Origin of the sequence: Paucibacter sp. PLA-PC-4 (assembly GCF_026241155.1) — a bacterium.
Taxonomy (GTDB): domain Bacteria; phylum Pseudomonadota; class Gammaproteobacteria; order Burkholderiales; family Burkholderiaceae_C; genus Roseateles_E.
In genome coordinates, this window is the sequence record NZ_JAPFGP010000004.1 from 252,875 (window position 1) to 276,099 (window position 23,225).

At 63.8% G+C, this 23,225-nt stretch carries 26 protein-coding genes and 1 other RNA gene; 16 read left to right on the forward strand and 11 right to left on the reverse strand.

Annotated features, from left to right (window positions below):
• Positions 1-166: 166 nt before the first annotated feature.
• The gene (locus OOZ63_RS08290; protein WP_416234706.1) at positions 167-1,444 is read right to left on the reverse strand and encodes a branched-chain amino acid ABC transporter substrate-binding protein; all 1,278 of its coding nucleotides are present in this window, start codon (positions 1,442-1,444) and stop codon (positions 167-169) included.
• Positions 1,445-1,565: 121 nt separating this feature from the next.
• Between OOZ63_RS08290 and OOZ63_RS08295 the strand changes: the two genes are divergently transcribed.
• Entirely contained in the window at positions 1,566-1,979 is a 414-nt protein-coding gene (locus tag OOZ63_RS08295; protein ID WP_266004960.1) for an Hsp20/alpha crystallin family protein, read from the forward strand.
• A gap of 6 nt (positions 1,980-1,985) precedes the next feature.
• On the opposite strand, the gene tsaD is transcribed toward OOZ63_RS08295, so the two are convergent.
• From tsaD to uvrB, 9 genes are all read right to left on the reverse strand, one after another.
• Entirely contained in the window at positions 1,986-3,029 is a 1,044-nt protein-coding gene (gene tsaD, locus OOZ63_RS08300) for a tRNA (adenosine(37)-N6)-threonylcarbamoyltransferase complex transferase subunit TsaD (RefSeq protein WP_266004961.1), read from the reverse strand.
• Between the two features lie 2 nt (positions 3,030-3,031).
• Positions 3,032-3,370: an ISC system 2Fe-2S type ferredoxin gene (gene fdx, locus OOZ63_RS08305; protein WP_266004962.1), complete on the reverse strand. Its 339-nt coding sequence runs from the start codon at positions 3,368-3,370 to the stop codon at positions 3,032-3,034.
• 14 nt (positions 3,371-3,384) lie between these two features.
• Entirely contained in the window at positions 3,385-5,241 is a 1,857-nt protein-coding gene (gene hscA / locus OOZ63_RS08310) for a Fe-S protein assembly chaperone HscA (RefSeq protein ID WP_266004963.1), read from the reverse strand.
• Positions 5,242-5,244: 3 nt separating this feature from the next.
• Positions 5,245-5,763 carry a Fe-S protein assembly co-chaperone HscB gene (gene hscB, locus OOZ63_RS08315; RefSeq protein WP_266004964.1) on the reverse strand — a complete coding sequence of 173 codons (519 nt, stop codon included), beginning with the start codon at positions 5,761-5,763 and terminating at the stop codon, positions 5,245-5,247.
• A gap of 75 nt (positions 5,764-5,838) precedes the next feature.
• Positions 5,839-6,162 (reverse strand): iron-sulfur cluster assembly protein IscA, encoded by a 324-nt coding sequence (gene iscA / locus OOZ63_RS08320; RefSeq protein ID WP_137943543.1) that lies wholly within the window; start codon positions 6,160-6,162, stop codon positions 5,839-5,841.
• A 12-nt stretch (positions 6,163-6,174) separates the two neighbouring features.
• Complete coding sequence (gene iscU / locus OOZ63_RS08325; RefSeq protein ID WP_137943544.1) at positions 6,175-6,561, reverse strand: Fe-S cluster assembly scaffold IscU; 387 nt, start codon at positions 6,559-6,561, stop codon at positions 6,175-6,177.
• A gap of 26 nt (positions 6,562-6,587) precedes the next feature.
• Positions 6,588-7,808, reverse strand: a complete 1,221-nt coding sequence (locus OOZ63_RS08330; RefSeq protein WP_266004965.1) for an IscS subfamily cysteine desulfurase — start codon at positions 7,806-7,808, stop codon at positions 6,588-6,590.
• 29 nt (positions 7,809-7,837) lie between these two features.
• A complete protein-coding gene (locus OOZ63_RS08335; RefSeq protein ID WP_266004966.1) occupies positions 7,838-8,371 on the reverse strand; it encodes a Fe-S cluster assembly transcription factor in 534 nt (177 codons plus the stop codon).
• A gap of 194 nt (positions 8,372-8,565) precedes the next feature.
• Complete coding sequence (uvrB, locus tag OOZ63_RS08340; protein ID WP_266004967.1) at positions 8,566-10,698, reverse strand: excinuclease ABC subunit UvrB; 2,133 nt, start codon at positions 10,696-10,698, stop codon at positions 8,566-8,568.
• Positions 10,699-10,833: 135 nt separating this feature from the next.
• Between uvrB and OOZ63_RS08345 the strand changes: the two genes are divergently transcribed.
• The 9 genes from OOZ63_RS08345 to OOZ63_RS08385 all read left to right on the forward strand — a co-directional run bounded on the left by OOZ63_RS08345 (position 10,834) and on the right by OOZ63_RS08385 (position 16,847).
• Complete coding sequence (locus tag OOZ63_RS08345; RefSeq protein ID WP_266004968.1) at positions 10,834-12,036, forward strand: amino acid aminotransferase; 1,203 nt, start codon at positions 10,834-10,836, stop codon at positions 12,034-12,036.
• A 128-nt stretch (positions 12,037-12,164) separates the two neighbouring features.
• Positions 12,165-13,454: a polyhydroxyalkanoate depolymerase gene (locus OOZ63_RS08350; RefSeq protein WP_266004969.1), complete on the forward strand. Its 1,290-nt coding sequence runs from the start codon at positions 12,165-12,167 to the stop codon at positions 13,452-13,454.
• 5 nt (positions 13,455-13,459) lie between these two features.
• On the forward strand, positions 13,460-14,125 hold the full coding sequence (rsxB, locus tag OOZ63_RS08355) for an electron transport complex subunit RsxB (RefSeq protein WP_416234712.1): 666 nt from the start codon (positions 13,460-13,462) through the stop codon (positions 14,123-14,125).
• A 24-nt stretch (positions 14,126-14,149) separates the two neighbouring features.
• The gene (gene nth, locus OOZ63_RS08360) at positions 14,150-14,812 is read left to right on the forward strand and encodes an endonuclease III (RefSeq protein WP_266004971.1); all 663 of its coding nucleotides are present in this window, start codon (positions 14,150-14,152) and stop codon (positions 14,810-14,812) included.
• A gap of 15 nt (positions 14,813-14,827) precedes the next feature.
• On the forward strand, positions 14,828-15,043 hold the full coding sequence (gene zapB / locus OOZ63_RS08365; protein WP_137943552.1) for a cell division protein ZapB: 216 nt from the start codon (positions 14,828-14,830) through the stop codon (positions 15,041-15,043).
• Positions 15,040-15,348 carry a cell division protein ZapA gene (locus OOZ63_RS08370; RefSeq protein ID WP_266004972.1) on the forward strand — a complete coding sequence of 103 codons (309 nt, stop codon included), beginning with the start codon at positions 15,040-15,042 and terminating at the stop codon, positions 15,346-15,348. Before zapB ends, OOZ63_RS08370 begins: the two co-directional genes overlap by 4 nt.
• A gap of 13 nt (positions 15,349-15,361) precedes the next feature.
• Positions 15,362-15,543: non-coding RNA, 6S RNA (gene ssrS, locus OOZ63_RS08375), on the forward strand.
• Positions 15,544-15,584: 41 nt separating this feature from the next.
• Positions 15,585-16,028, forward strand: coding sequence for an EVE domain-containing protein (locus OOZ63_RS08380; protein WP_266005111.1), 444 nt, complete (start codon positions 15,585-15,587; stop codon positions 16,026-16,028).
• 6 nt (positions 16,029-16,034) lie between these two features.
• Positions 16,035-16,847, forward strand: coding sequence for a sulfite exporter TauE/SafE family protein (locus tag OOZ63_RS08385; RefSeq protein ID WP_266004973.1), 813 nt, complete (start codon positions 16,035-16,037; stop codon positions 16,845-16,847).
• Here OOZ63_RS08385 and OOZ63_RS08390 read toward each other — a convergent pair.
• Positions 16,839-17,873 (reverse strand): GGDEF domain-containing protein, encoded by a 1,035-nt coding sequence (locus OOZ63_RS08390; protein WP_266004974.1) that lies wholly within the window; start codon positions 17,871-17,873, stop codon positions 16,839-16,841. The genes OOZ63_RS08385 and OOZ63_RS08390 overlap by 9 nt on opposite strands.
• Positions 17,874-18,175: 302 nt before the next feature.
• On the opposite strand from OOZ63_RS08390, the gene OOZ63_RS08395 reads away from it, so the two are divergent.
• The 6 genes from OOZ63_RS08395 (at position 18,176) to OOZ63_RS08420 (ending at position 23,213) form a co-directional block, all read left to right on the forward strand.
• On the forward strand, positions 18,176-19,408 hold the full coding sequence (locus tag OOZ63_RS08395) for an NAD(P)/FAD-dependent oxidoreductase (RefSeq protein WP_266004975.1): 1,233 nt from the start codon (positions 18,176-18,178) through the stop codon (positions 19,406-19,408).
• Positions 19,409-19,590: 182 nt separating this feature from the next.
• Complete coding sequence (gene rpsU / locus OOZ63_RS08400; RefSeq protein WP_007833691.1) at positions 19,591-19,803, forward strand: 30S ribosomal protein S21; 213 nt, start codon at positions 19,591-19,593, stop codon at positions 19,801-19,803.
• Between the two features lie 137 nt (positions 19,804-19,940).
• Positions 19,941-20,387 carry a GatB/YqeY domain-containing protein gene (locus tag OOZ63_RS08405; RefSeq protein WP_137943558.1) on the forward strand — a complete coding sequence of 149 codons (447 nt, stop codon included), beginning with the start codon at positions 19,941-19,943 and terminating at the stop codon, positions 20,385-20,387.
• 10 nt (positions 20,388-20,397) lie between these two features.
• Positions 20,398-20,742, forward strand: a complete 345-nt coding sequence (locus OOZ63_RS08410; protein ID WP_266004976.1) for a TIGR01244 family sulfur transferase — start codon at positions 20,398-20,400, stop codon at positions 20,740-20,742.
• 120 nt (positions 20,743-20,862) lie between these two features.
• A complete protein-coding gene (locus tag OOZ63_RS08415) occupies positions 20,863-21,465 on the forward strand; it encodes a TRAP transporter small permease subunit (protein WP_266004977.1) in 603 nt (200 codons plus the stop codon).
• Positions 21,465-23,213, forward strand: a complete 1,749-nt coding sequence (locus tag OOZ63_RS08420) for a TRAP transporter large permease (RefSeq protein WP_266004978.1) — start codon at positions 21,465-21,467, stop codon at positions 23,211-23,213. Before OOZ63_RS08415 ends, OOZ63_RS08420 begins: the two co-directional genes overlap by 1 nt.
• Positions 23,214-23,225: the final 12 nt, after the last annotated feature.

Below are 23,225 nucleotides of genomic sequence, written 5' to 3' on the forward strand. Positions count from 1 at the left end.
CGATAAGGCCAATGCCCTGCCACGCACACAGACGGTTTCCATGGTTTTACTTGCGGTCACGGGTGAAACCGACCCGAGCCGTGCCTTGATTTCGCTCATCCCGGCCCCTGTAAGGAGTACCTAGGCGAGCAAAACCTACGGATTATAGACCAAGTCGGGAGCGGCTTCAGTGAGCCGGCCTGGGCATCTGGCATCGGTGCGGCTGCTCGGCCCGGGCCTCGTCCACAAAGCGCACGGTGCGAAAGCCATAGCCCGAGCCTTCATTGTCGTGGCGCGCGCCTGGCGAGCCAGCGCGCTTCATCACGCTGACGTAGAGCGGCTGGATGAACTGGTGATCGGCCGCGCGCATCCGCCCCTGACCGACACCGCCCAGCGTCTTGCCGTCGTACTTCAGGCCCTCCATGGCCCGGGCCACGGCCGCCACGTCCAGCGACTTCGCCCGCTCAATGCCGGTCACCAGCACCTCGACCATGGCCTGCATGCGCGCGTGAACGTAGTCATCCTCGGGCTTGGGAAAGCGCGCGCGGAATGCGGCGTAAAAGCGATCCGAGCTTGGCGTGCCGACATTCGGATGCCACTCGGCCACGGCCACCACCCTATCGATGCCCGCATCTCCCAAGGCGGCAGGCACGCCGAGCGCATTGCCATAGAAGGTATAAAAGCGCGCATTCAGACCCACATCCTTGGCCGCCTTGATCAGCAGGGTCAGATCATTGCCCCAGTTGCCAGTCAGTACCGCTTGCGCACCACTGGCCTTGATCTTCGTGACATAGGGCATGAAGTCCTTGACCCGGCCGACCGGGTGCAACTCGTCGCCGACGATCTCGATATCAGGCCGCTTGGCCGCCAACATCTCGCGGCCCTGCTTGAGCACATGCTGACCAAAGCTGTAGTCCTGGCCAATCAGATAGAGCTTCTTGATCGAGGCGTCCTCGCGCAGCTCGTCGGTCAGCGCGGCCAGCCGCATATCGGCATGGGCATCGAAGCGGAAATGCCAGAAGCTGCATTTCTCATTGGTCAGTGCCGGATCGACCGCCGAGTAGTTCAGGAACAGCGCACGTCGCTGGGGTTCGCGATCGTTGTGCTTGTTCAATGCATCGATCAAGGCGGCGGCCGTGGCCGAGCTGTTGCCCTGCAGCACGAATGAGGCTTTCTGATCGACGGCCGAACGCAGCATGGACAGCGCTTCTTCGGTCGCCCCCTTGCTGTCCAGCCGCAGCAACTGCAATGGACGTGTACCGCCCGGCAACTTGACGCCGCCCCGCGCGTTGACACGCTCGGTGGCCCAGACGAGGTTGCGGTAGACCGCCTCGCCGGCATTGCCGAAGGGACCGGACAGGCCCTCAATCAATGCCAGCTTGATCGGTTCGGCGGCACCGGCCATCAGCGGTGCGGCCAGCAAAAATGCGGCCAGATGGTGACGAGAAGGGAAGTTCCAAGCCATGACGGAGTGAATATTTGAGGGCTATTGAATTGAGAGAAGCCGCGCCAAGCTTGGTTGGCATGGGGGCTGCGCCCTGAAAGATTCAGCAGCGATTTCTAGCCATCTCATTGTAGGAGCTGCCATGTTCGTGATTCCCGTCTCCCGTCATTCCGCCGATCTGTCGCGCCACATCGAGCGCTTGTTCAACACTGATCAGGACGCCGTCGCCTTGCGCAGCCCGGCGCTGGACGTCAGCGAGACCGATGCCGCCTACACCCTGCAGCTCGATCTCCCGGGCGTGGCCAAGGAGGCCGTCAAGATCAAGATCGAAGGCCGCCGTGTCAGCATCGATGCCGAGCAGACCCGGGCCGCCGAGAAGGCTGCGGGCGAGCGAGTGCTGTACCGCGAGCGCTCGGTGACGCGCTTCTCGCGCACGCTCGCCCTGCCGCAGGAGCTCAACAAGAGCGACTCGACCGCCAAGCTGGACAACGGCGTTTTGACCCTGACTCTGGTCAAGCGACAGCCGGACAATGCCGGCGAACTTAGCGTCAGCTGAGCCGAGTCAGGGCGAACCGAGCGCCCAGCGCGGGCGAACCTCGAAGCCACCACCCTGCGGCTGCAGCGTCGCCATGCCGCGTTGCAGCCGCATCGCGGCGGCCATCGCAATCATCGCGCCGTTGTCGGTGCACAGGCTCAGCTCAGGGTAGTGCACGCGCACGCCGCGCTTGGCGCAGGCGGCGTTCAGCTGCTGGCGCAGCAGGCTGTTCGCCCCCACCCCGCCGGCGACCACCAGGCGCTTGAGGCCGGTGTTCTTCAGCGCGAGCAAAGACTTCTTCACCAGCACCTCCACGATGGCAGCCTGGGTCGAGGCCGCCAGATCGGCGCGCTGCCGATCGCTGGGTGCCTCACCCAGCTTCTTCACCTGGGTCAGCACCGCCGTCTTCAGACCGGCAAAGCTGAAGTCAGGCTTGCCGCTGTGCAACAGCGGGCGCGGCAGCGAAAACACTGCGGGGTCGCCCTGCTCGGCCAGTCGAGCCAGGTGGGGGCCGCCGGGATATGGCAGGCCCAGCAGCTTGGCGCTCTTGTCGAAGGCCTCGCCGGCCGCGTCATCGATGGTCTCGCCTAGGATCTCGTACTGCCCGACATCGTCAACCCGCATCAGTTGGGTATGGCCGCCCGAGACCAGCAAAGCGACGAAGGGAAACTCGGGCGGGTCGGCCGACAGAAAGGGCGACAGCAGATGGCCTTCCAGATGGTGCACGCCCAGGGTCGGCTTGCCCAGCGCGGCCGCCAAAGACACCGCGACACCAGCGCCCACCAGCAATGCTCCGGCAAGGCCCGGCCCCTGGGTATAGGCGATCACGTCGATATCGGCCAACTCGACGCCGGCCGCAGCCAGCACCTCGCGCGTCAGCGGCAGCACACGGCGGATATGGTCGCGCGACGCCAGCTCGGGCACAACGCCGCCATAGGCCTGGTGCATGCTGATCTGGCTGTGCAGGGCCTGCGCCAGCAAGCTGGGCACGCCCCGATCACCCGACTCGGGCACATCGACCAAAGCCACCCCGGTCTCGTCGCAGGACGACTCGAAGCCCAGGACCTTCATGCTCAGTGATTCTCTTTGGCGTGATTGATCGAGTACTTCGGGATCTCGATGGTCACATCGGCCTGCCCCAGGATGGCCTGGCAGCTCAGCCGCGAATCGGGCTCCAGGCCCCAGGCACGGTCCAGCATGTCTTCCTCGCCCTCTTCCATCTCGGACAGCGTGCGAGCACCTTCACGCACGATCACATGGCAGGTGGTGCAGGCGCAGACCTGGTCGCAGGCATGCTCGATCTCGATATGGTTGTCCAGCAGCGCTTCGCAGATCGAGGTGCCAGCCGGCGCCGATACGGTCTTGCCCTGCGGGCAGTACTCGGCATGGGGAAGGATTTTGATGATGGGCATGGAGCTCCCCCTGTTTACATCTGTTCGATATTGCGGCCGGTCAGCGCCCGCTGAATGCCACGATTCATGCGCTCGGCGGCGAAGGCCTCGGTGCCTTTGGCCAAGACCTCGACGGCAGCGTTGATCGCGTCCGCATCCTCACCACCAGCAGCCAAGGCGAGCTGCTCCAACAACTCGGCGACAGCGGAGCGCTGCGCCTCGTCCAGCAGATCACCGTCGGCCGCCAGCGCCGACTGCGTGGCCAGCGTCATGCGCTCGGCCTCGACACGGGCCTCGCGCAGCTTGCGCGCCTGCATATCCGCTTCGGCGCTGGAAAACCCGTCCTTGAGCATGCCGGCGATTCGATCGTCCGACAGGCCGTAGCTCGGCTTGACCTGAACCGCCGCCTCGACACCCGAGCCAAGCTCCTTGGCCGAGACGCTCAGCAAGCCGTCGGCATCGACCTGGAAGGTGACGCGGATGCGCGCCGCACCGGCGACCATGGGCGGAATGCCGCGCAGCTCGAAGCGCGCCAGCGAACGGCACTCGCTGACCAACTCGCGCTCGCCCTGCAACACATGGACGGCCATAGCGGTCTGGCCGTCCTTGAAGGTCGTAAAGTCCTGGGCTTTGGCCACGGGAATCGTCGCATTGCGCTCGATGATGCGCTCGACCAGACCACCCATTGTCTCCAGACCCAGCGACAGCGGGATCACATCCAGCAGCAGGATCTCGCCATCGGCCGCATTGCCGGCCAGCTGATTGGCCTGGATTGCAGCACCCAGCGCGACAACCTCGTCGGGGTTCAGATTGGTCAGCACTTCACGGCCAAATAGTTGCCCGACCGCCGCGCGCACGCCGGGCATGCGGGTGGAACCACCGACCATCACCGTGCCCTGCACTTCCTCTGCCTTGAGCCTGGCGTCGCGCAGCACGCGCTTGACAGCGGCCAGCGTCTTGTCGACCAACGGTTTGGTCAGCACATCGAACTGCTCGCGCGTCAAGGCGACATCGAGCGCGCCCGCGTCCAACGTGCACTGCAGTCGGGTCTGCGACGCATCGGACAGCGCCTCCTTGGCCAGGCGAGCGGCCATCAGTACTGCACGCTTGTCATGCGCGCTGACGGCTTCAAGTCCGACCTCGGCCAGCGCCCAGTCGGCCAGTAGACGGTCGAAATCGTCGCCGCCCAGGGCCGCATCGCCGCCGGTCGCCACCACCTCGAACACGCCGCGCGTGAGGCGCAGCAGCGAGATATCGAAGGTGCCGCCGCCGAGGTCATAGACCGCGTACAAGCCCTCGCTGGCATTGTCCAGGCCATAGGCGATCGCCGCAGCGGTCGGCTCGTTGATCAGGCGCAGCACATTCAGGCCGGCCAACTGCGCCGCATCCTTGGTGGCCTGGCGCTGGGCATCGTCAAAATAGGCCGGCACCGTAATCACGGCCCCGAAGACGTCGTCGGCAAAGCTGTCCTCTGCACGAAAACGCAGCGTCGCCAGAATCTCGGCGGAGACCTCGACCGGCGACTTCAGGCCGTCGCGCGTCGCGATCGACAGCATGCCCGGCGTGTCCTCGAAGCGGTAGGGCAGCTTATCGCGGTTGCTCACATCAGCCAGCGAGCGGCCCATAAAGCGCTTGACCGAAACGATGGTGTTCTCCGGATCCTCCGCCTGGGTCTCGAAGGCCGCTGCGCCGATTTGCCGCCGCCCGCCCTCCAGGTAGCGCACGGCCGAGGGCAGGATGACGCGCCCTTGCTCGTCCGGCAGGCATTCGGCCAAGCCATGACGCACCGAGGCCACCAGCGAGTGGGTCGTGCCCAGGTCGATGCCCACCGCGATGCGGCGCTCGTGCGGATTGGGCGATTGCCCGGGTTCGGATATCTGCAACAAAGCCATTTTTTACTGTCCTAGGGCGTCCAGCCTCTTGTCGATATCGGCGCGGAATCGAGACATGAACATCAGGGCTCGAACCTGCTCGGCCGCCGCCGGCGCGTCGTCCGCCTCATCGAGCAGGCGTTGCACATTGGCCAGTAAGGCGCGCTCGCTGAGTTCGACCTCGGCATCCAAGGCCTCGACTGCGGCCAGGTCGTGGGCCTCGTCCAAGGCCTCGCGCCAACTCATCTGCTCCATCAAGAAGGCGGTCGGCATACGGGTGTTCTCGTTGACCAGCAGCGGCACGCCGCGCAACTCGCACAGGTAGGCAGCCCGCTGCAGCGGGTCGCGCAGGCGCTGGTAAGCCTCATTGACGCGCACCGCCCACTGCATCGCAAGCCGCTGCGATGATGCCCCCTGGGCGGCGAACCTATCGGGGTGAACCTGGGCCTGCAAGGCCTTCCAGCGCGCATCGATCTCGACACGCTCTTGGGCCTGGCGCTCGGGCAGACCAAACAGCTTGAAGTCGTTGTCGTCGAGTCGCATGCGATGAAGCTTGTTTACAAAGCAGCCAAGAAAAAGGCGCGGCTGATGGCCGCGCCCTGCGATGGACTGAAGATTTTAGACGCGGAAGGACTCACCGCAGCCGCAGCGGTCCTTCTCGCGCGGATTACGAAACTTGAAGCCCTCGTTGAGGCCTTCGCGCACGAAATCCAGCTCGGTACCTTCAAGATACGGCAAGCTCTTCGGGTCGATCAAAATCTTCACGCCATGCCCCTCGAAGATCACGTCCTCTGGCGTCACGTCGTCGGCGTACTCGAGCTTGTAGGCCAGGCCAGAACAGCCGGTGGTCTTGACGCCCAGACGCACACCCACGCCGCGCCCGCGCTTGGCGATATAGCGCGTCACATGACGTGCAGCCGCCTCAGTCAGAGTCACAGACATGCCGATTGCCCCTTACTGCGTGTGCTTGGCGCGGTAGTCATCGACCGCAGCCTTGATCGCGTCTTCGGCCAGGATGGAGCAGTGGATCTTCACCGGCGGCAAGGCCAGCTCTTCAGCGATCAAGGTATTCTTGATCTCCAGCGCCTGGTCCAGCGTCTTGCCCTTGACCCATTCGGTCACAAGCGAGCTCGACGCGATCGCCGAGCCGCAGCCATAGGTCTTGAACTTGGCGTCCTCGATCAGGCCGGTGGCCGGGTTGACCTTGATCTGCAGTTTCATCACATCGCCGCAGGCCGGCGCGCCGACCATGCCGGTACCGACCGAATCGTCGCCCTTCTCGAAGGCGCCGACATTGCGGGGGTTTTCGTAGTGATCAACGACTTTTTCACTGTAGGCCATGATGTTTCTCCAACGTTGTTCTTAAATCAGTGGGCAGTCCACTGGATGGTCGAGATGTCGATGCCATCCTTGTACATATCCCACAGCGGCGATAGCTCACGCAGCTTGGCGACTCGGTCTTTCAAGACCGTCACCGCATAGTCGATTTCTTCAACCGTCGTGAAGCGGCCGATGGTCATGCGCAGCGAGGAATGTGCCAGCTCATCGCTGCGACCCAGCGCGCGCAAAACATAGCTGGGTTCCAGGCTGGCCGAGGTGCAGGCCGAGCCTGACGACACCGCCAACCCTTTGACGCCCATGATCAGCGACTCGCCTTCGACATAGTTGAAGGAGATATTCAGGTTGTGCGGAACGCGATGCACCAGATCACCATTGACGAAGACCTGCTCGATACCGCTGAGGCCGTCCAGCAGGCGTTGGTGCAGCATGCGGATGCGTGCGCCCTCCTCGCCCATCTCGTTCTTGGCGATCTCAAAGGCCAGGCCCATGCCGACGATCTGGTGGGTAGCCAGCGTACCCGAGCGCATGCCGCGCTCATGGCCGCCACCGTGCATCTGAGCTTCCAGGCGCACGCGCGGCTTGCGGCGCACGAACAGCGCACCGATACCCTTGGGGCCGTAGGTCTTGTGCGAGGCCAAGCTCATCAGGTCGATGGGCAGCTGTGTCACATCGATCGCGATCTTGCCGGTGGCCTGGGCCGCATCAACGTGGAAGATGATGCCCCTTTCGCGGCAAATATTACCGATCGCCACCACATCCTGGATCACACCGATCTCGTTGTTGACAAACAGCACCGAGACTAGGATCGTGTCCGACCGCAGCGCGGCCTGGAAGACTCCCAGATCCAGCAGACCGTTTTCCTGAACATCCAGATAGGTGACCTCAAAGCCTTGGCGCTCCAGCTCGCGGCAAGTATCCAAGGTGGCTTTGTGCTCGGTCTTCAGGGTGATGATGTGCTTGCCACGCGTCTTGTAGAACTGCGCCGCACCCTTGACCGCCAAATTGATCGACTCGGTCGCACCCGATGTCCACACGATTTCACGCGGATCGGCATTGATCAGCGATGCGACCTGCTCGCGCGCCTTCTCGACCGCCGCTTCCGCTTCCCAGCCCCAGGCATGGCTGCGCGAGGCCGGATTACCAAAATGCTCGCGCAACCAGGGGATCATCGCTTCGACCACACGCGGGTCCACCGGCGTCGTCGCGCCGTAATCCAGATAGATGGGAAAGTGGGGCGTCATGTCCATGAGATGCGACTGCTCTTTGGTTTGATGGATTACTTGTTGAAGGCGTTGCCGAGGGCAAACACCGAATTCGGCGCAGTAATGCGGATAGGCTTGACCACAGGCGTCGTCGAGATCGCGCGCTTGATTGGCGCCTCCTCTATCGTCACGCCCTTGGCCAACTGATCCTCGACCAGCTTGCGCAACGACACCGAGTCCAGATACTCGATCATCTTGGCATTCAGGCTGGTCCAAAGTTCATGCGTGATGCAGCGACCGGTGTCCTCGCCCATGCAGTTTTCCTTGCCGCCGCAGCCGGTCGCATCGATTGGCTCATCGACAGCGACGATGATGTCTGCCACCGTGATCTCGTCAGACTTGCGGCCCAGCGAGTAACCGCCGCCGGGTCCGCGCGTGCTTTCGACCAGCTCGTGCCGACGCAGCTTGCCGAACAGCTGCTCCAGATAGGACAGCGAGATCTGCTGGCGTTGGCTGATCGCCGCCAGCGCGACCGGGCCGCCGTTTTCACGCAGCGCCAAATCGATCATCGCCGTGACAGCGAAACGACCTTTGGTTGTAAGACGCATGAGACTCTCCTTCGGTCCAACAAGACCATGGGGCGGTACAACAACAGAATCAGCAAGCTGAGCGACCCGGCACCCGCCCGGCGCGGGGGTTAACCCTTGGGTATGCCTGAGCATTTTACTCAATTATTCAGAAGCTTGCTGGGAGCGCTCCCGGGCACCCAGCGCTAGCGCGGCGAAACGGCGCGAACTGACAGTCAGGAACGGCCGCGCGTCGTCGGCTTGGCGCTGTCCAGTGGCACCAGATTGTCGTGCACGGCGGCGCCGAAGGCCTGCTCGCGCAGTTGTGCGAGTTGGTCGCGCACCCGAGCCGCCTTTTCGAACTCCAGATTGCGGGCATGCTCCAGCATTTGGCGCTCCAGTTGGGCGATACGCTTGCCCAGATCCTTCTCAGATAGATCCTCGACCGCCGCGGCCTGCACCAGCTTGTCGTCGTCGCGGCCAGGCTTGTCCGAGTAAACACCCTCGATCAATTCCTTGATGCGCTTGTTCAGCCCACGCGGGGTGATGCCATTGGCCTCATTGAAGGCGATCTGCTTGGCACGGCGACGCTCGGTCTCGTCGATGGCCTTGCGCATCGAATCGGTGATCCGGTCTCCGTAAAGGATGGCCTTGCCATTGAGGTTGCGCGCGGCCCGTCCTATGGTCTGGATCAAGCTGCGCTCGGCGCGCAGAAAGCCCTCCTTGTCGGCGTCCAGGATGGCCACCAGCGATACCTCGGGGATGTCCAGTCCCTCACGCAAGAGATTAATGCCCACCAACACATCGAAGGACCCCAGGCGCAGATCGCGCAGGATCTCGACACGCTCCACCGTGTCCACGTCCGAGTGCAGATACCGCACTTTGACGCCGTTGTCGCTTAGATAGTCGGTGAGCTGTTCGGCCATGCGCTTGGTCAGCGTGGTGATCAGCACCCGCTCATTGACATCGACGCGTAGCCGGATCTCGCCCAGCACATCGTCGACTTGGTGGGTGGCCGGCCTCACCTCGATGATCGGATCGACCAGACCGGTAGGCCTCACCAGTTGCTCGACGACCTGGCCGGCGTTCTCCTTTTCGTAAGCGGCCGGTGTGGCCGAGACGAACACCGCCTGACGCATCTTGCGCTCGAACTCGTCGAACTTCAGCGGCCGGTTGTCCATAGCCGACGGTAGACGGAAGCCATACTCCACCAATGTCGTCTTGCGTGCCCGGTCTCCGTTGTACATGCCGCCGAACTGGCCGATCAGCACATGGCTCTCGTCCAGGAACATCAGCGCATCGGGCGGCAGATAGTCCACCAAGGTAGGGGGCGGCGAACCCGGCTCGGCGCCGGACAGATGGCGAGTGTAGTTCTCGATACCCTTGCAGTGGCCGACCTCCTGCAGCATCTCCAGATCAAAACGGGTGCGCTGCTCGATGCGCTGTGCCTCGACCAGCTTGCCGTCCTTGACGAAATGGGCTACGCGGTCGCGAAGCTCCTGCTTGATGCCGTCCATCGCCGCCAGCACGCGCTCGCGCGGCGTCACGTAGTGGCTGCTCGGGTAGACGGTAAAGCGCGGGATCTTCTGGCGGATTTTTCCGGTCAGCGGGTCGAAGAGCTGTAGGGTCTCGACCTCGTCGTCGAAGAGCTCTATGCGCAGGGCCAGCTCCGAGTGCTCGGCTGGAAACACATCGATGGTGTCGCCGCGCACGCGGAAGTGCCCGCGCGTGAACTCCATCTCGTTGCGCGTGTACTGCATCCGTATCAGCTGGGCGATCACATCGCGCTGGTCCATCTTGTCGCCGCTACGCAGCGTCATCACCATCTGGTGGTAGTCGGCCGGGTTGCCGATGCCGTAGATGGCCGAGACCGAGGCCACGATCACGACATCGCGCCGCTCCAGTAGGCTCTTGGTGCAAGACAGCCGCAGTTGCTCAATGTGCTCGTTGATCGCGCTGTCCTTCTCGATGAAGAGGTCGCGCTGTGGAACATAGGCCTCAGGCTGGTAGTAGTCGTAATAGCTGACGAAATACTCGACCGCGTTCTTAGGGAAGAACTCCCGGAACTCGCTGTAGAGCTGGGCCGCCAAGGTTTTGTTGGGCGCGAAGATGATGGCCGGCCGGCCCAGCCGAGCGATCACATTGGCCATCGTGAAGGTCTTGCCCGAGCCGGTCACGCCCAGCAGGGTCTGGAAGCTCAGGCCATCATTAATGCCCTCGCAGAGCTGGGCGATGGCCGTCGGCTGGTCACCTGCCGGTGCAAAGGGCTGGAAGAGCTGGAATGGCGAGCCTTCGAAAGACACGAATTCTCCCTTCGGCTCCTCGCTAGGGCTTTCGGGGTTCTCAATGGCGACGGGGGCAGATTGCATCGGGGTTTCCCAGGACTCGGGCCGCAAGCCCTCTAGAATTCGCAGGCTTGCGCATCATCAACAGCCCGACAGGGTAGCGCAGGCGCCGTTCGATTGTTCGAGCGCTCTTGCCACCGTCATGTCAGGAATCCGTCCATGTCCTTGTTTGCCGCCGTCGAAATGGCCCCCCGCGACCCGATCCTGGGTCTGAACGAGCAGTTCAATGCCGATACCAACCCCGCCAAGGTTAATCTGGGGGTCGGCGTCTACTACGACGAGAACGGCAAGCTGCCGCTGCTGAAGTGCGTGGCCGAGGCCGAGGCCGCGATGCAGGCCGACCCAAAGGCGCGCGGCTATCTGCCGATCGACGGTATCGCCGCCTATGACAAAGCCGTGCAGGGACTGGTATTCGGCCCTGACAGCGCCATCTTGGCGGCCAAGCGGGTGGCCACTGTGCAGGCCATCGGCGGCACCGGCGGCCTGAAGATCGGCGCCGACTTCCTGAAGCGCCTGAACCCCGGCGCCACCGTGCTGATCTCTGACCCGAGTTGGGAGAACCACCGCGCGCTGTTCACAAACGCTGGCTTCCCGGTTCAGACCTATCCCTACTACGACGCCGCCAAGCTGGGCATCAACTTCAACGGCATGCTGGCATCGCTGAGTGGCGCAGCCGCCGGCACCGTGGTCGTGCTGCACGCCTGCTGCCACAACCCAACGGGATATGACCTGACTCCCGCCCAATGGGAGCAAGTGGTAGCCACCGTCAAGGCGCGTGGCCTGGTCGCCTTTCTGGATATGGCCTACCAAGGCTTCGGCGAAGGCATCGCCGAAGACGGCGCGGTGATCCAGCAATTCCTCGCCGCCAATCTGGACTTCTTCGTCTCGACAAGCTTCTCCAAGAGCTTCTCGCTCTACGGTGAGCGCGTCGGCGCGTTGAGCGTGGTCTGCGCTTCGGCCGAGGAGACCAGCAAGGTGCTGAGCCAGCTGAAGATTGTGATCCGCACCAACTATTCCAACCCGCCAACCCATGGCGCCCAGGTAGTTGCGAACGTGCTGTCGACCCCGGCACTGCGCGCGCTCTGGGAAGAGGAACTGGCCGGCATGCGCCTGCGCATCCGCGCGATGCGACAGGCGCTGGTGAGCGCGCTTCAAGCGGCTGGCGTGAGCCAGGACCTGAGCTTTGTGACCCGCCAGAAAGGCATGTTCAGCTACTCCGGCCTGAATGCCGCGCAAATGCAGCGACTGCGCAGCGAGTTCGGCATTTATGGTGTCGATTCGGGCCGTATTTGCGTGGCCGCGCTGAACGAAAAAAACCTGCCGGCTGTCGCGCAGGCGATGGCGGCGGTGCTGCGCGACTGACACTCTGCCCGCCAGAAAGAGTAGGCATGCGCAGTTTTAACGGCTTTGCCACCCGGCAAGCCGCATAATGCTGCACTGCACCATTTCTTTTGCAGTACTGTCACCCCATCTAGCTACCGAGGTCCTCCATGCTGTATCAGCTCTACGAAACCCAGCGCGCGCTGATGAGTCCATTTGCGGAGTTCGCGGGCGCCTCGGCCAAGCTCTACAGCCATCCGCTCTCGCCCTTCGCGCATGGCCCGATGGCCCATCGGGTCTCGGCCGGGCTGGATCTGATGCACCGGCTGGCCAAGGACTATGAGAAGCCCGAGTTCGGGATTCGCGGCGTCGAGGTCGACGGGATCGAGGTGGCGGTGCAGGAGCTGGTGCCGGTCGAGCTGCCTTTTTGCCGGCTCCTGCGCTTCAAGCGATACACCGATGATCTGGCCGTGCTGGCCAAGATGAAGGATCAGCCAACTGTGCTGGTGGTGGCGCCACTGTCGGGTCACCACAGCACGCTGCTGCGCGACACCGTGCGCCAGTTGCTGAAGGATCACAAGGTCTTCATCACCGACTGGACCGATGCACGCATGGTGCCTCTGGACCAGGGCGCCTTCCATCTCGACGACTACATCGCCTATGTGCAAGAGTTCATCCGCCATATTGGTGCGGCCGAGTGCCATGTGATCTCCGTCTGCCAGCCCACCGTGCCGGTGCTGGCCGCGATCTCACTGATGGCATCAAAGGGCGAGACCACGCCGCGCAGCATGACGATGATGGGCGGCCCGATCGACGCCCGCAAGAGCCCCACGGCCGTCAACAATCTGGCGATGAACCGCAGCTTCAGCTGGTTTGAGACCAATGTCATCTACCGGGTGCCAACCAATTTCCCGGGTGCGCAGCGCGCGGTCTACCCCGGCTTTTTGCAGCACACCGGATTTGTCGCGATGAATCCAGACCGGCATCTAAGCTCGCATTACGACTACTTCCTCGACCTGGTGAGAGGCGACGACGACAGCGCCGAGTCGCACCGTCAGTTCTACGACGAGTACAACGCGGTTCTGGACATGCCGGCCGAGTACTACCTGGACACCATCAAGACCGTGTTCCAGGACTTCGCCCTGGTCAACGGAACCTGGGAAGTCAAGGGCCAGTTGGTGCGCCCGCAGGACATCCAGGGCACGGCCCTGCTTACCATCGAGGGCGAGCTCGATGACATCTCGGGCGCCGGCCAAACCCGTGCCGCGCATGAGCTGTGCTCGGGCATCGCCCCCGAGCACCAGTACCACTATGACGCGATCGGTGCGGGCCACTACGGCATCTTCTCGGGCCGCCGCTGGCGCGAGAAGGTCTACCCCGAGGTGCGCGATTTCATCCTCAAGTACGACCGCCCGCTGACCGCACCTGCGCGCAAGACACGGAGCAAAAAGTCCGCTTGAGCGTCTTGGCCCCGACCGCCGACTTCGTCGCCCGCATCGATGCGGCGCTGCCGCAGACCCAGTGCACGCGCTGTGGCTATCCGGACTGCCTGAGCTATGCCCAGGCCGTTGCGGCTGGCGCGGCCGGCATTAACCAGTGCCCGCCCGGCGGTGCCGAGGGTGTTGCGCGCCTAGCCGCCATCACCGGCAGGCCCGCGCTGCCGCTGAGCGCCGAGCATGGTGTGGAAGGCCCCCGTCAACTGGCGGTGATCGACGAGGACTGGTGCATCGGCTGCACGCTGTGTATCAAGGCCTGTCCGGTCGACTGCATCGTCGGTGCACCTAAGGCCATGCATGTGATCGTCAACGATCAGTGCACCGGCTGCGAGCTCTGCGTGCCGGCCTGCCCCGTCGACTGCATCACGTTGCTCAATGTCAGCGGCGAGCGGACCGGCTGGCAGGCTTGGAGCGCGGCCCAGGCCGAAGAGGCCCTGCAGCGCCACCGCTTCCATCAGCAGCGCCTTCCCCGCGCGCGACAGGAAAACGAGGCCCGGCTGCAGGCCAAGGCCGAGGCCAAGCTCGCCAATCTGGCCGAGGCCAGCAAGCTCACGGACCCAGCCGCGCTGGACCGCAAGCGCAGCATGATAGAAGCCGCGCTGGCGCGCGCCCGGGCCCAGCGCAAAAGCGATTGAGACTCAGGCCCTCGGGCATACGCCATGAACAAGCAAGACATCGCCGCCTTCTTCGCCACCCTGAAGGCGGCCAACCCTTCGCCGCAGACCGAGCTGGAATACAGCAGCGTGTTCGAGCTGCTGGCCGCCGTACTGCTGTCGGCCCAGGCTACCGATGTCGGCGTCAACAAGGCCACGCGCCGGCTTTACCCGGTCGCTAACACGCCGGCCAAGATTCTGGCGCTCGGCGAGGACGGCCTGGCCGGCTACATCCGCACCATCGGCCTGTACCGCACCAAGGCCAAGAATCTCTACAAGACCTGCCAGATCCTTCTCGAGCAGCATGGCGGCCAGGTGCCGCGCTCTCGAGAGGCACTTGAAGCCCTGCCCGGCGTCGGCCGCAAGACCGCCAATGTGGTGCTCAATGTCGCCTTCGGTGAGCCAACGATGGCGGTGGACACGCATATCTTTCGGCTCGGCAACCGCACCGGCCTGGCGCCCGGCAAGAACGTGCTGGATGTCGAGCAGGGCCTGCTCAAGCGCATCCCGGCCGAGTATTTGGTCGACGCCCATCACTGGCTGATTCTGCATGGCCGCTATGTCTGCCAGGCTCGCAAGCCCTTGTGCGGGCAATGCCAGGTGAGGCCCTTGTGCGATCTGGGCCGCGCGCTGGGGCCCTCTACAATCGGCGTTAATCCCGCCCCATGATTCACTTAGGAAGCCATGCCTAGCATCACCGATCTTCTCGACCGGGTAGAGCGCCTGCTGCTGCGCCATGATGAATTGAAGCGCACCAACGCGCTGCTGCAGGAGCAGGTGCAAAGCCTGGGCCAGGAGCGCGACAGCCTGCGCTCCCGCCTCGGCGCGGCACGGCTTCGCATTGATGCGCTGCTGGAGCGGCTGCCTGTCGAGAGTGAGTCCGGAAAGAACAAGTCATGAAGCAAATGGAAGTCACCATCATGGGCCAGAGCTATCTGCTCGGCTGCCCCGAAGGTGGAGAAGCGACGCTGAGTCGTGCGGTTAGCCAGGTGGACCGTGAGATGAGTGCGATCCGCGACGCCGGCAAGGTCAAGGCGCGCGAGCGTATTGCTGTGCTGGCCGCGTTGAACCTGGCCTATCAGCTTGCCGATGGCCCGGCCGCCACCACACCGGCACGCGCCGACGAGAACCAGACCGCCCCCGAACTCGAAGCGCTCATTCGACGTCTCGATGAAGCCCTTGGCCACGACGGCCAATTGCTTTGAGCGCATAGAATGTAGGCGTCCATCGCGTTCGCGTGAGTCTTATATTTCCTTGACCGATGCTCTATGAGCAAGGGCTTGGAACATCGCCTGGTTGGTGTGATCGTCTCGCGTCAGATGAACCCGAAGCTTGGCTGACCTTGCCCACCTGAATCCCCGGGTTCAGGAATGCGGCTCACGGCTCGCGGTGGACACCTTACACAAGCACGGGCCTGCTCCACACCTTGAACTACTGGTTGATGAAGTCCGAGCCCGACGAGTGCTCGATCGACGATCTCGCTGCCGCACCGGACCGCACCGTTCCCTGGATCGGCGTGCGCAACTACCAGGCTCGCAATTTCATGCGCGACGGGATGCGGTTGGGCGATGGCGTGTTGTTCTATCACTCCTCGTGTGCGCAGCCAGGTATTGCAGGCCTGGCGGAGGTGGCCAGCCAAGCCTACCCGGACGCGAGCCAGTTTGACCCGGCAAGCCCCTACTTCGATGCCAAGTCCAAGCCTGATACGCCGCGCTGGCTGCACGTCGATGTGCGCTTGCTGCGCAAGACGCGACTGCTGAGCCTGGCCGAGATGCGTGCCGAGCCAGCCCTGGCCCAGATGCGCACGCTGCAAAGCGGCAACCGTCTTTCCATCACCCCGGTCAGCGCCGCGGAATGGACCCTGATCCTGAAACTCCTGGCCTGAGCCCCGATGACCTTTGATCCCGTTTTGCTGATCGAGTTGCTGATCCTGGGCTTGTGCTCGGGCTTTCTGGCCGGCCTCTTGGGCATCGGTGGCGGCATGCTGATGGTGCCCATTCTGACCTGGATGCTGTCCAAGCAAGGCGTCGACGCCGACATGGCTGTCAAGATGGCAATCGCCACCTCGATGGCCACCATCATGTTCACCTCGATCTCCAGCGTGCGCGCCCATCACAAGCGCGGTGCCGTGCGCTGGGATCTGGTGCGTGGCCTCGCACCAGGCATCCTGATCGGTGGCCTGATCGCCGGCGCCGGCATCTTTGCCCTACTCAAGGGCGCCTGGCTGGCGCTGTTTTTTGCCGGCTTCGTCAGCTTCTCTGCTTTTCAAATGCTGCTGAACAAGAAGCCGGCGCCGAGTCGGCAGATGCCAGGCACCGCCGGCCAGATCGGCGCCGGCGCCGGCATCGGCGTGCTGTCTGGCCTGGTCGGCGCGGGCGGGGGCTTTGTCTCGGTACCTTTCATGACCTGGTGCAATGTGGCGATGCACAACGCTGTAGCGACCAGTGCCGCGCTGGGCTTCCCGATCGCGCTGGCCAACACAATGGGCTATGTCGTCGGCGGCTGGCATCTGGCGCCAGCGCTGCCGGGCGCGGTCGGATACCTCTTCATGCCGGCCCTGCTCGTGATCGCTGCGGCCAGCGTGACGATGGCGCCGCTCGGTGCGCGCGCTGCCCACGCAATGAATGTGGCCCAACTGAAGCGGGCCTTCGCGATGCTGCTTTTCGTGCTCGCTGCTTACATGCTCTATAAGGGCCTAAGCTAGGGCGCCGAAAGGAATAGGCGCCAGCACCACCTGGTTACCGCCGCGCCGCAGCGCTTCCTGCACCGCGGTCTCGCTGGCCGCGACCAGCTCTTCCTGCTTGGAAGCGGTGTGCGGGAAGCTCGCAACCCCCATCGACAGCGACAGCCCCAGGTCCTGGCCATTGAGCACCACGATCTGCGCGGTGCACTGGCGCCGCAGTTGCTCCATGCGGGCATGGGCCGTCGCCAGACCGACGCCGGACAAGAGCACCGCGAAAGTCTGCTCGCCGACGCGACAGGCCGCATCCATCGCCCGGGTATTGGCCCGCAGCATGCGGCCCAGCCCTTCAAGCATACGCTGGTGCGCCTCGTCGCCGAGCGCCTGCACGGCTGCCGGTGCCGGATCCAGCGCGATCAGCACCAGCGCGAACTCGCGGTGCTCACGGGTCGACAAATCGATCTCACGCAGCAACTGATCATCGAACTGGGCCCGCAGATACAGGCCCGAGACCTCGTCGCGGCCGCTGCCGGCCTGCATCTCGCGGCGGATTTGCTCCAGCGCCTTTTGCTGCTGCTCAATCTGGTTCAGCGCGCGCTGCAAATGGGTCTCGCGATGGCGCTCCTCCGTGCGCTCCGACCACATCGAGATCAGGTACTCGGCGCCCAGTGGCATGCGGGTGACGGCAAACTCGCGCCGCCGCCCGCCCAACTCCAGCCGGTGCTCGCTGACCACCACCGAGCGCTGAGCCATCACGGTTTGCTCAACCCGGCGCATCGCAACCACTTCGTCGGCCCGCATCAGATCGCCATCGCCGCTACCGACGATGCTGCTGTCATGGCGCTCGAACAGCGCATTGATGCCGGCGCTGGCATAGACGTAGCGACCGGTGGCCAAGGACTTGACGGCCATGAAAGCACCCAGCGGCTCGACCAGACCCAGCAGTCCGGCCGCGACTTCTATATCAGCGAGTTGCAGGCTGGCAAGCCAATGGCCGAAGCCACTGACCTGTGGCGAGGCACCGGGGTGCGGGGCGGCTGAGGTGTCCATGAAATCCTGGCAAATCTGGCAATAGCACGATGTCCGGCAAGGACAAGGCACCGAGGCTGATGGGGCAATGTAGAGGGCCGAAGCAGATGCGGGCAAGTGCGGGACACCCCCCTGTTTGCTGAGCCCCCCCTAGCTTGAAGGGAGTGATGGTAGCGAAGAACCTCGGCCCTCGAATGAAGAGCGCCGTTTTTCATGCCGCCTCACTCGGGCAATGGTCGAGAAAATGAAGTCGCCCGGCAAAACTACAATCCGTAGCTTGCGGCCTTCGTGGCCGACCCGCCCTTCCCTGCCTCAGTGCTCGCATGCAAACTTTTGATCTCGTCGTGGTCGGCGCCGGTGCGGCCGGCCTCTTTTGTGCGGGCATTGCCGGCCAGCGCGGCCTGAAAGTCCTGCTGATCGACCACGCACCACGCCTGGCCGAAAAGATCCGCATCTCGGGGGGCGGTCGCTGCAACTTCACCAACCGGGAGGCGACGCCGGCCAACTTCCTATCGGAGAACCCGGCCTTCTGCCGCTCGGCGCTGGCCCGCTACACGCCCCAGGACTTCATCGCACTGGTCAACAAGCACGGCATCGCCTTCCACGAGAAGCACAAGGGCCAGCTGTTCTGCGACCAGTCCAGCGAGCAGATCATCCAGATGCTGGTGCAGGAATGCGACGCCGGCGGCGTCGAGCGTCGACAGCCCTGCACGGTGGCCGATGTCAGACCGATCGCCGGCGGCGGCTTCGAGCTCGACACCAGTGCCGGAACGCTGCGCAGCGCCAGGCTGGTGGTGGCCAGTGGCGGACTGTCCATTCCCAAGATCGGCGCCAGCGACTGGGGCTTGCGCCTGGCCAAGAAGCTGGGCCATGCCGTCGTCGAGCCGCGCCCCGCCCTCGTGCCGCTGACTTTCGACGCCCAGGAGTGGGCGCCGTTTGCCGATCTCTCCGGCCTGTCGCTGCCGGTGGTGGTGTCCACAGGCGCCGGCAAGCAGCGCGGCCGATTCGTCGAGGACTTGCTGTTCACGCATCGCGGCCTCAGCGGCCCGGCCATTCTGCAGATCTCCAGCTACTGGCTGGAGGGTCAGGCCTTGCAGATCGATCTAGCACCCGAACGTGATCTGGCCGAAGCTCTGCGCACCGCCAAGAGTGGCTCACGCCGCCAGCTGGGCAATGAGCTCACTGAGCTGTTTCCGGCCCGCCTGGCCCAAGCCTGGCTGGCGCGCCTCGGGATGGAGGCAAGCCGGCCGATGGCGGAATGCAAGGACAAGGACTTGCAGCATCTCGCCAGCCAGCTGCAGGCCTGGCAGCTCAAGCCAGACGGCAGCGAGGGCTGGCGCAAGGCCGAGGTGATGCGCGGCGGCGTCGACACCCGCGAGCTGAGCTCGCAAACCCTGGAGAGCAAGCGCGTGCCGGGCCTGTTTTTCATCGGCGAGGTGGTCGATGTGACCGGCTGGCTGGGAGGTTACAACTTCCAATGGGCCTGGGCCAGCGCGGCGGCCTGCGCCCGCTCGCTCGAGCCCTCGACAACGGCCCCGGCAGTGATTTCCGCCTGAACTCTCGCCAAGTCTTGAAATCCTGGCTATAATCGCGGTCTTTGCTAGCAAACCCTGCGCGTCGATTCGGAAGCAGAATCCGGATTCTTCTGCTTCAGGCTCTGCATTCAGTGCGGCTGAAAGGCCAAGCACCAATAACGAGTCTGGCGAACACCGAGCGCATATTAAGGAACCATAGTTTCATGACCACCATTCGCGTCAAAGAGAACGAGCCTTTCGATGTGGCACTGCGCCGTTTCAAGCGCACCATCGAAAAACTGGGCCTGCTGACCGACTTGCGCGCCCGCGAGTTCTACGAGAAGCCCACCGCCGAGCGCAAGCGCAAGAAGGCTGCCGCCGTCAAGCGCCACTACAAGCGCGTGCGCAGCATGCAGCTGCCCAAGAAGCTGTACTGAGCATCCCCGTGCTCCGTCTTGGGCCGACCAGAACCTAGTGTTCATGGCCGCCCCTCGGAACAAAGCCCGCACAGGACGCTGCTGCGGGCTTTTTCTATTTCTGCGACGCTTATGCCCGTCACACCAAAGGAATTGATATGAGCTTGAAAGACCGCATCACCGAAGACATGAAGGCCGCGATGCGCGCCAAGGAAGCCGACAAGCTGACGACCATCCGCATGCTGCTGGCGGCCGTCAAACAAAAGGAAGTCGACGAGCGCGTGGTGGTAGACGATGTGGCACTGGTGGCCATCGTCGACAAGTTGATCAAGCAGCGCAAGGACTCGCTGAGCCAGTTCACCGCAGCCGGTCGCATGGATCTGGCCGACAAGGAGGCTGCCGAGCTGACCGTGCTGGAGGCCTATCTGCCGCAGCGCTTGTCCGCCGAGGAGATCCAGGCCGCCGTGAATGCCATCGTCGCCGAGCTGGGCGCCAAGGGTCCGGGTGACATGGGAAAAGTGATGGGCGCGGTCAAAGCCCAGCTGGCCGGCAAGGCCGATATGGGCCTGGTGTCGGCCGCGGTCAAGCAGGCGCTGAGCCAGTAAGGAGTCCAAGATGAGCCTGCCCACTCAAGCCCTGAGCCCCGATTTCTGCGTCGCCCCGCAATTGGAACCGGCCGCCATGGTCGAGGCTGCTGCAGCGGGTTTTCGCAGCGTGATCAACAACCGCCCCGACTTTGAAGGCGGCCCGGACCAGCCCACCAGCGCCCAGGTCGAAGCTGCCGCACGGGCCGCAGGGCTCGAGTACCGCCACCTGCCGGTCAGCGGTGCTTACCAGTCACCGCAAGAGATCGAGCAGTTCAAGCAACTGATCGACAGCCTTCCTCGTCCCATCCTCGCCTTCTGCCGCTCGGGCGCGCGTTCGAGCAAGCTATACACAGCAGCTCGACAAGGCTATTGATAGAACTACGTACCGGGGGAAACACTCCGGCCTCGCCGCTTTGTCTCCTCCTAGAATGCCCGGGGCCGCGCTGCCGGGGCCTGCGGCTATGCCGTGCATTCAAAGGATAGAGGAGTCAACGTGCAGTTCTTACTGGGCCTTTCCAAGGCCATAGACCGGTTCAGCGACATGCTGGGCCATACGATCCGCTGGCTGGTGCTGGCCGCCGTGCTGATCAGTGCCGGCAACGCCATCATGCGCAAGGCCTTCAACATCGGCTCGAATGCCTATCTGGAAATCCAGTGGTACTTGTTCGCCGGCGTGTTCATGCTCGGCGTGGGCTACGTGTTCATGAAGAACGCCCATGTGCGCATCGACTTCATCTCCTCCAAGCTGTCCAAGCAGACCAACGCCATCATCGACATCCTCGGCATTCTGATCTTCATCGCCCCCTTGAGCGTGATCATGATCGAGCTGTCCTGGCCGCTGTTCCAACGCGCCTGGGTGTCGGGCGAGATGAGCCAGAACGCCGGTGGCCTGATCCGCTGGCCGGTGCTGCTGCTGATCCCGGCCGGCTTCGCCATCCTGTTGTTGCAATGCGCCTCCGAGCTGATCAAGCGCATCGGCTTCCTGACCGGCCATCGCGCCGAGCCTTTCTCGGTCGAACACGAGAAGAGTGACGAAGAACTGTTGGCCGAGGAACTGGCCGCCGCCGCAGAGCGCAAGGCCCGAGGAGCCAACTGATGATCGAGTTCGTGACCCAGAACTTTGTCCCGCTGATGTTTGCGGGCCTGTTCTTTTTCCTGCTGACCGGCATCCCGGTCGCCTTCGGCCTGGCCGCCACCGGACTGCTGTTCGGTTTCGTCGGCATGGAGGTGGGGCTGTTCGGCTCCAACCTGTTCCAGGCCCTGCCGCTGCGGGTGTTCGGCATCATGCAGAACGACACCCTGCTGGCCATCCCCTTCTTCACCTTCATGGGCATCATCCTCGAGCGCTCCGGCATGGCCGAGGACCTGCTCGAAACGGTGGGCCAGGTGTTCGGCCCGCTGCGCGGCGGTCTGGCCGTGGCGGTGATCCTGGTTGGCGCGCTGCTGGCAGCCACCACCGGCGTCGTGGCTGCGGCCGTGATCTCGATGGGCCTGATCTCGCTGCCCATCATGCTGCGCTACGGCTACAACCGCACCATCGCCACCGGCACCATCACCGCCTCCGGCACGCTGGCGCAGGCGATCCCGCCCTCGTTGGTGCTGATCGTGCTGGCTGACCAGATGGGCCGCTCGGTAGGCGATATGTATGCCGGCGCGCTGGTGCCCGGCCTGCTGCTGGTGGGCCTGTACCTGCTGTTTATCGCCGGCGTGGCCATCGTCAAGCCGAGCTGGGTGCCTGCCCTGCCTCCAGAGGCCCGCATCTACCGCGAAAGCAACGGTGCCAGCGGCCACAAATCGCTGCTCGTGCTGCTGCTGGTCTGCGCCGGCGCCGGCTGGCTGTGGGCCCAGAACCACGAGGCCATCATCAACCCGCTGCTGCAGCGCCAGATGCCCGCACCAGGCGACGAGGTACTGATCTTGTCGATGACGATTGCAGCCTTCCTGGCCCTGTTCCTCGCCGGCATCAACAAACTCTTCAAGCTCGGCCTGCTGTCGCGCCTGGCCGGCCAAGTTACCTTTGTGCTGATCCCGCCGCTGGTGCTGATCTTTCTGGTGCTGGGCACGATCTTCTTGGGTGTGGCCACCCCCACAGAGGGCGGCGCCATGGGCGCCGTCGGCGCTCTCATCATGGCGGTCAGCCGTGGCCGCCTGGGCCTGGGCCTGATGAAGCAAGCGCTGGACAACACCGCGCGCCTGTCCTGCTTCGTGCTGTTCATCCTGATCGGCTCCACAGTCTTCAGCTTCACCTTCAACGCCGCCGACGGCCATATCTGGGTCGAGCACCTGTTTGCCGCCCTGCCCGGCGGCGCGCTGGGCTTTCTGATCGTCGTGAACCTGCTGGTCTTCGTGCTGGGCATGTTCATCGACTTCTTCGAGATCGCCTTCATCGTCGTGCCCATCCTGGTACCGGTCGCCGAGAAGATCTTGCCGGCCCTGGTGCCCGGCATGTCACCCGATATGGTGATGATCTGGTTCGGCGTGATCCTGGCGATGAATCTGCAGACCTCCTTCCTGACCCCGCCCTTCGGCTTTGCGCTGTTCTATCTGCGCAGCGTCGCGGCCAAGAAGGACTACAAGGACCGCATCACCAACGAAACCATCCCGGCGGTCAGCACAGCCCAGATCTACAAGGGCTCGATCGCCTTCATCGTGCTGCAGCTGATCATGGTGGCGGTGATCGTGGCCTACCCGAGCCTGGTGACCGGCGGCATGGACAACAGCGTCAAGGTCGACCCGAACTCGGTGGAGATCGAGTTCCAGCCCGACACCAATGCGGACAACACCGAGATGGACGCCAGCAAGCTGTTCGGCGAGCCGGCCAGCGCCCCCGCCAGCCAGCCCTGAGTCTCATCAGCG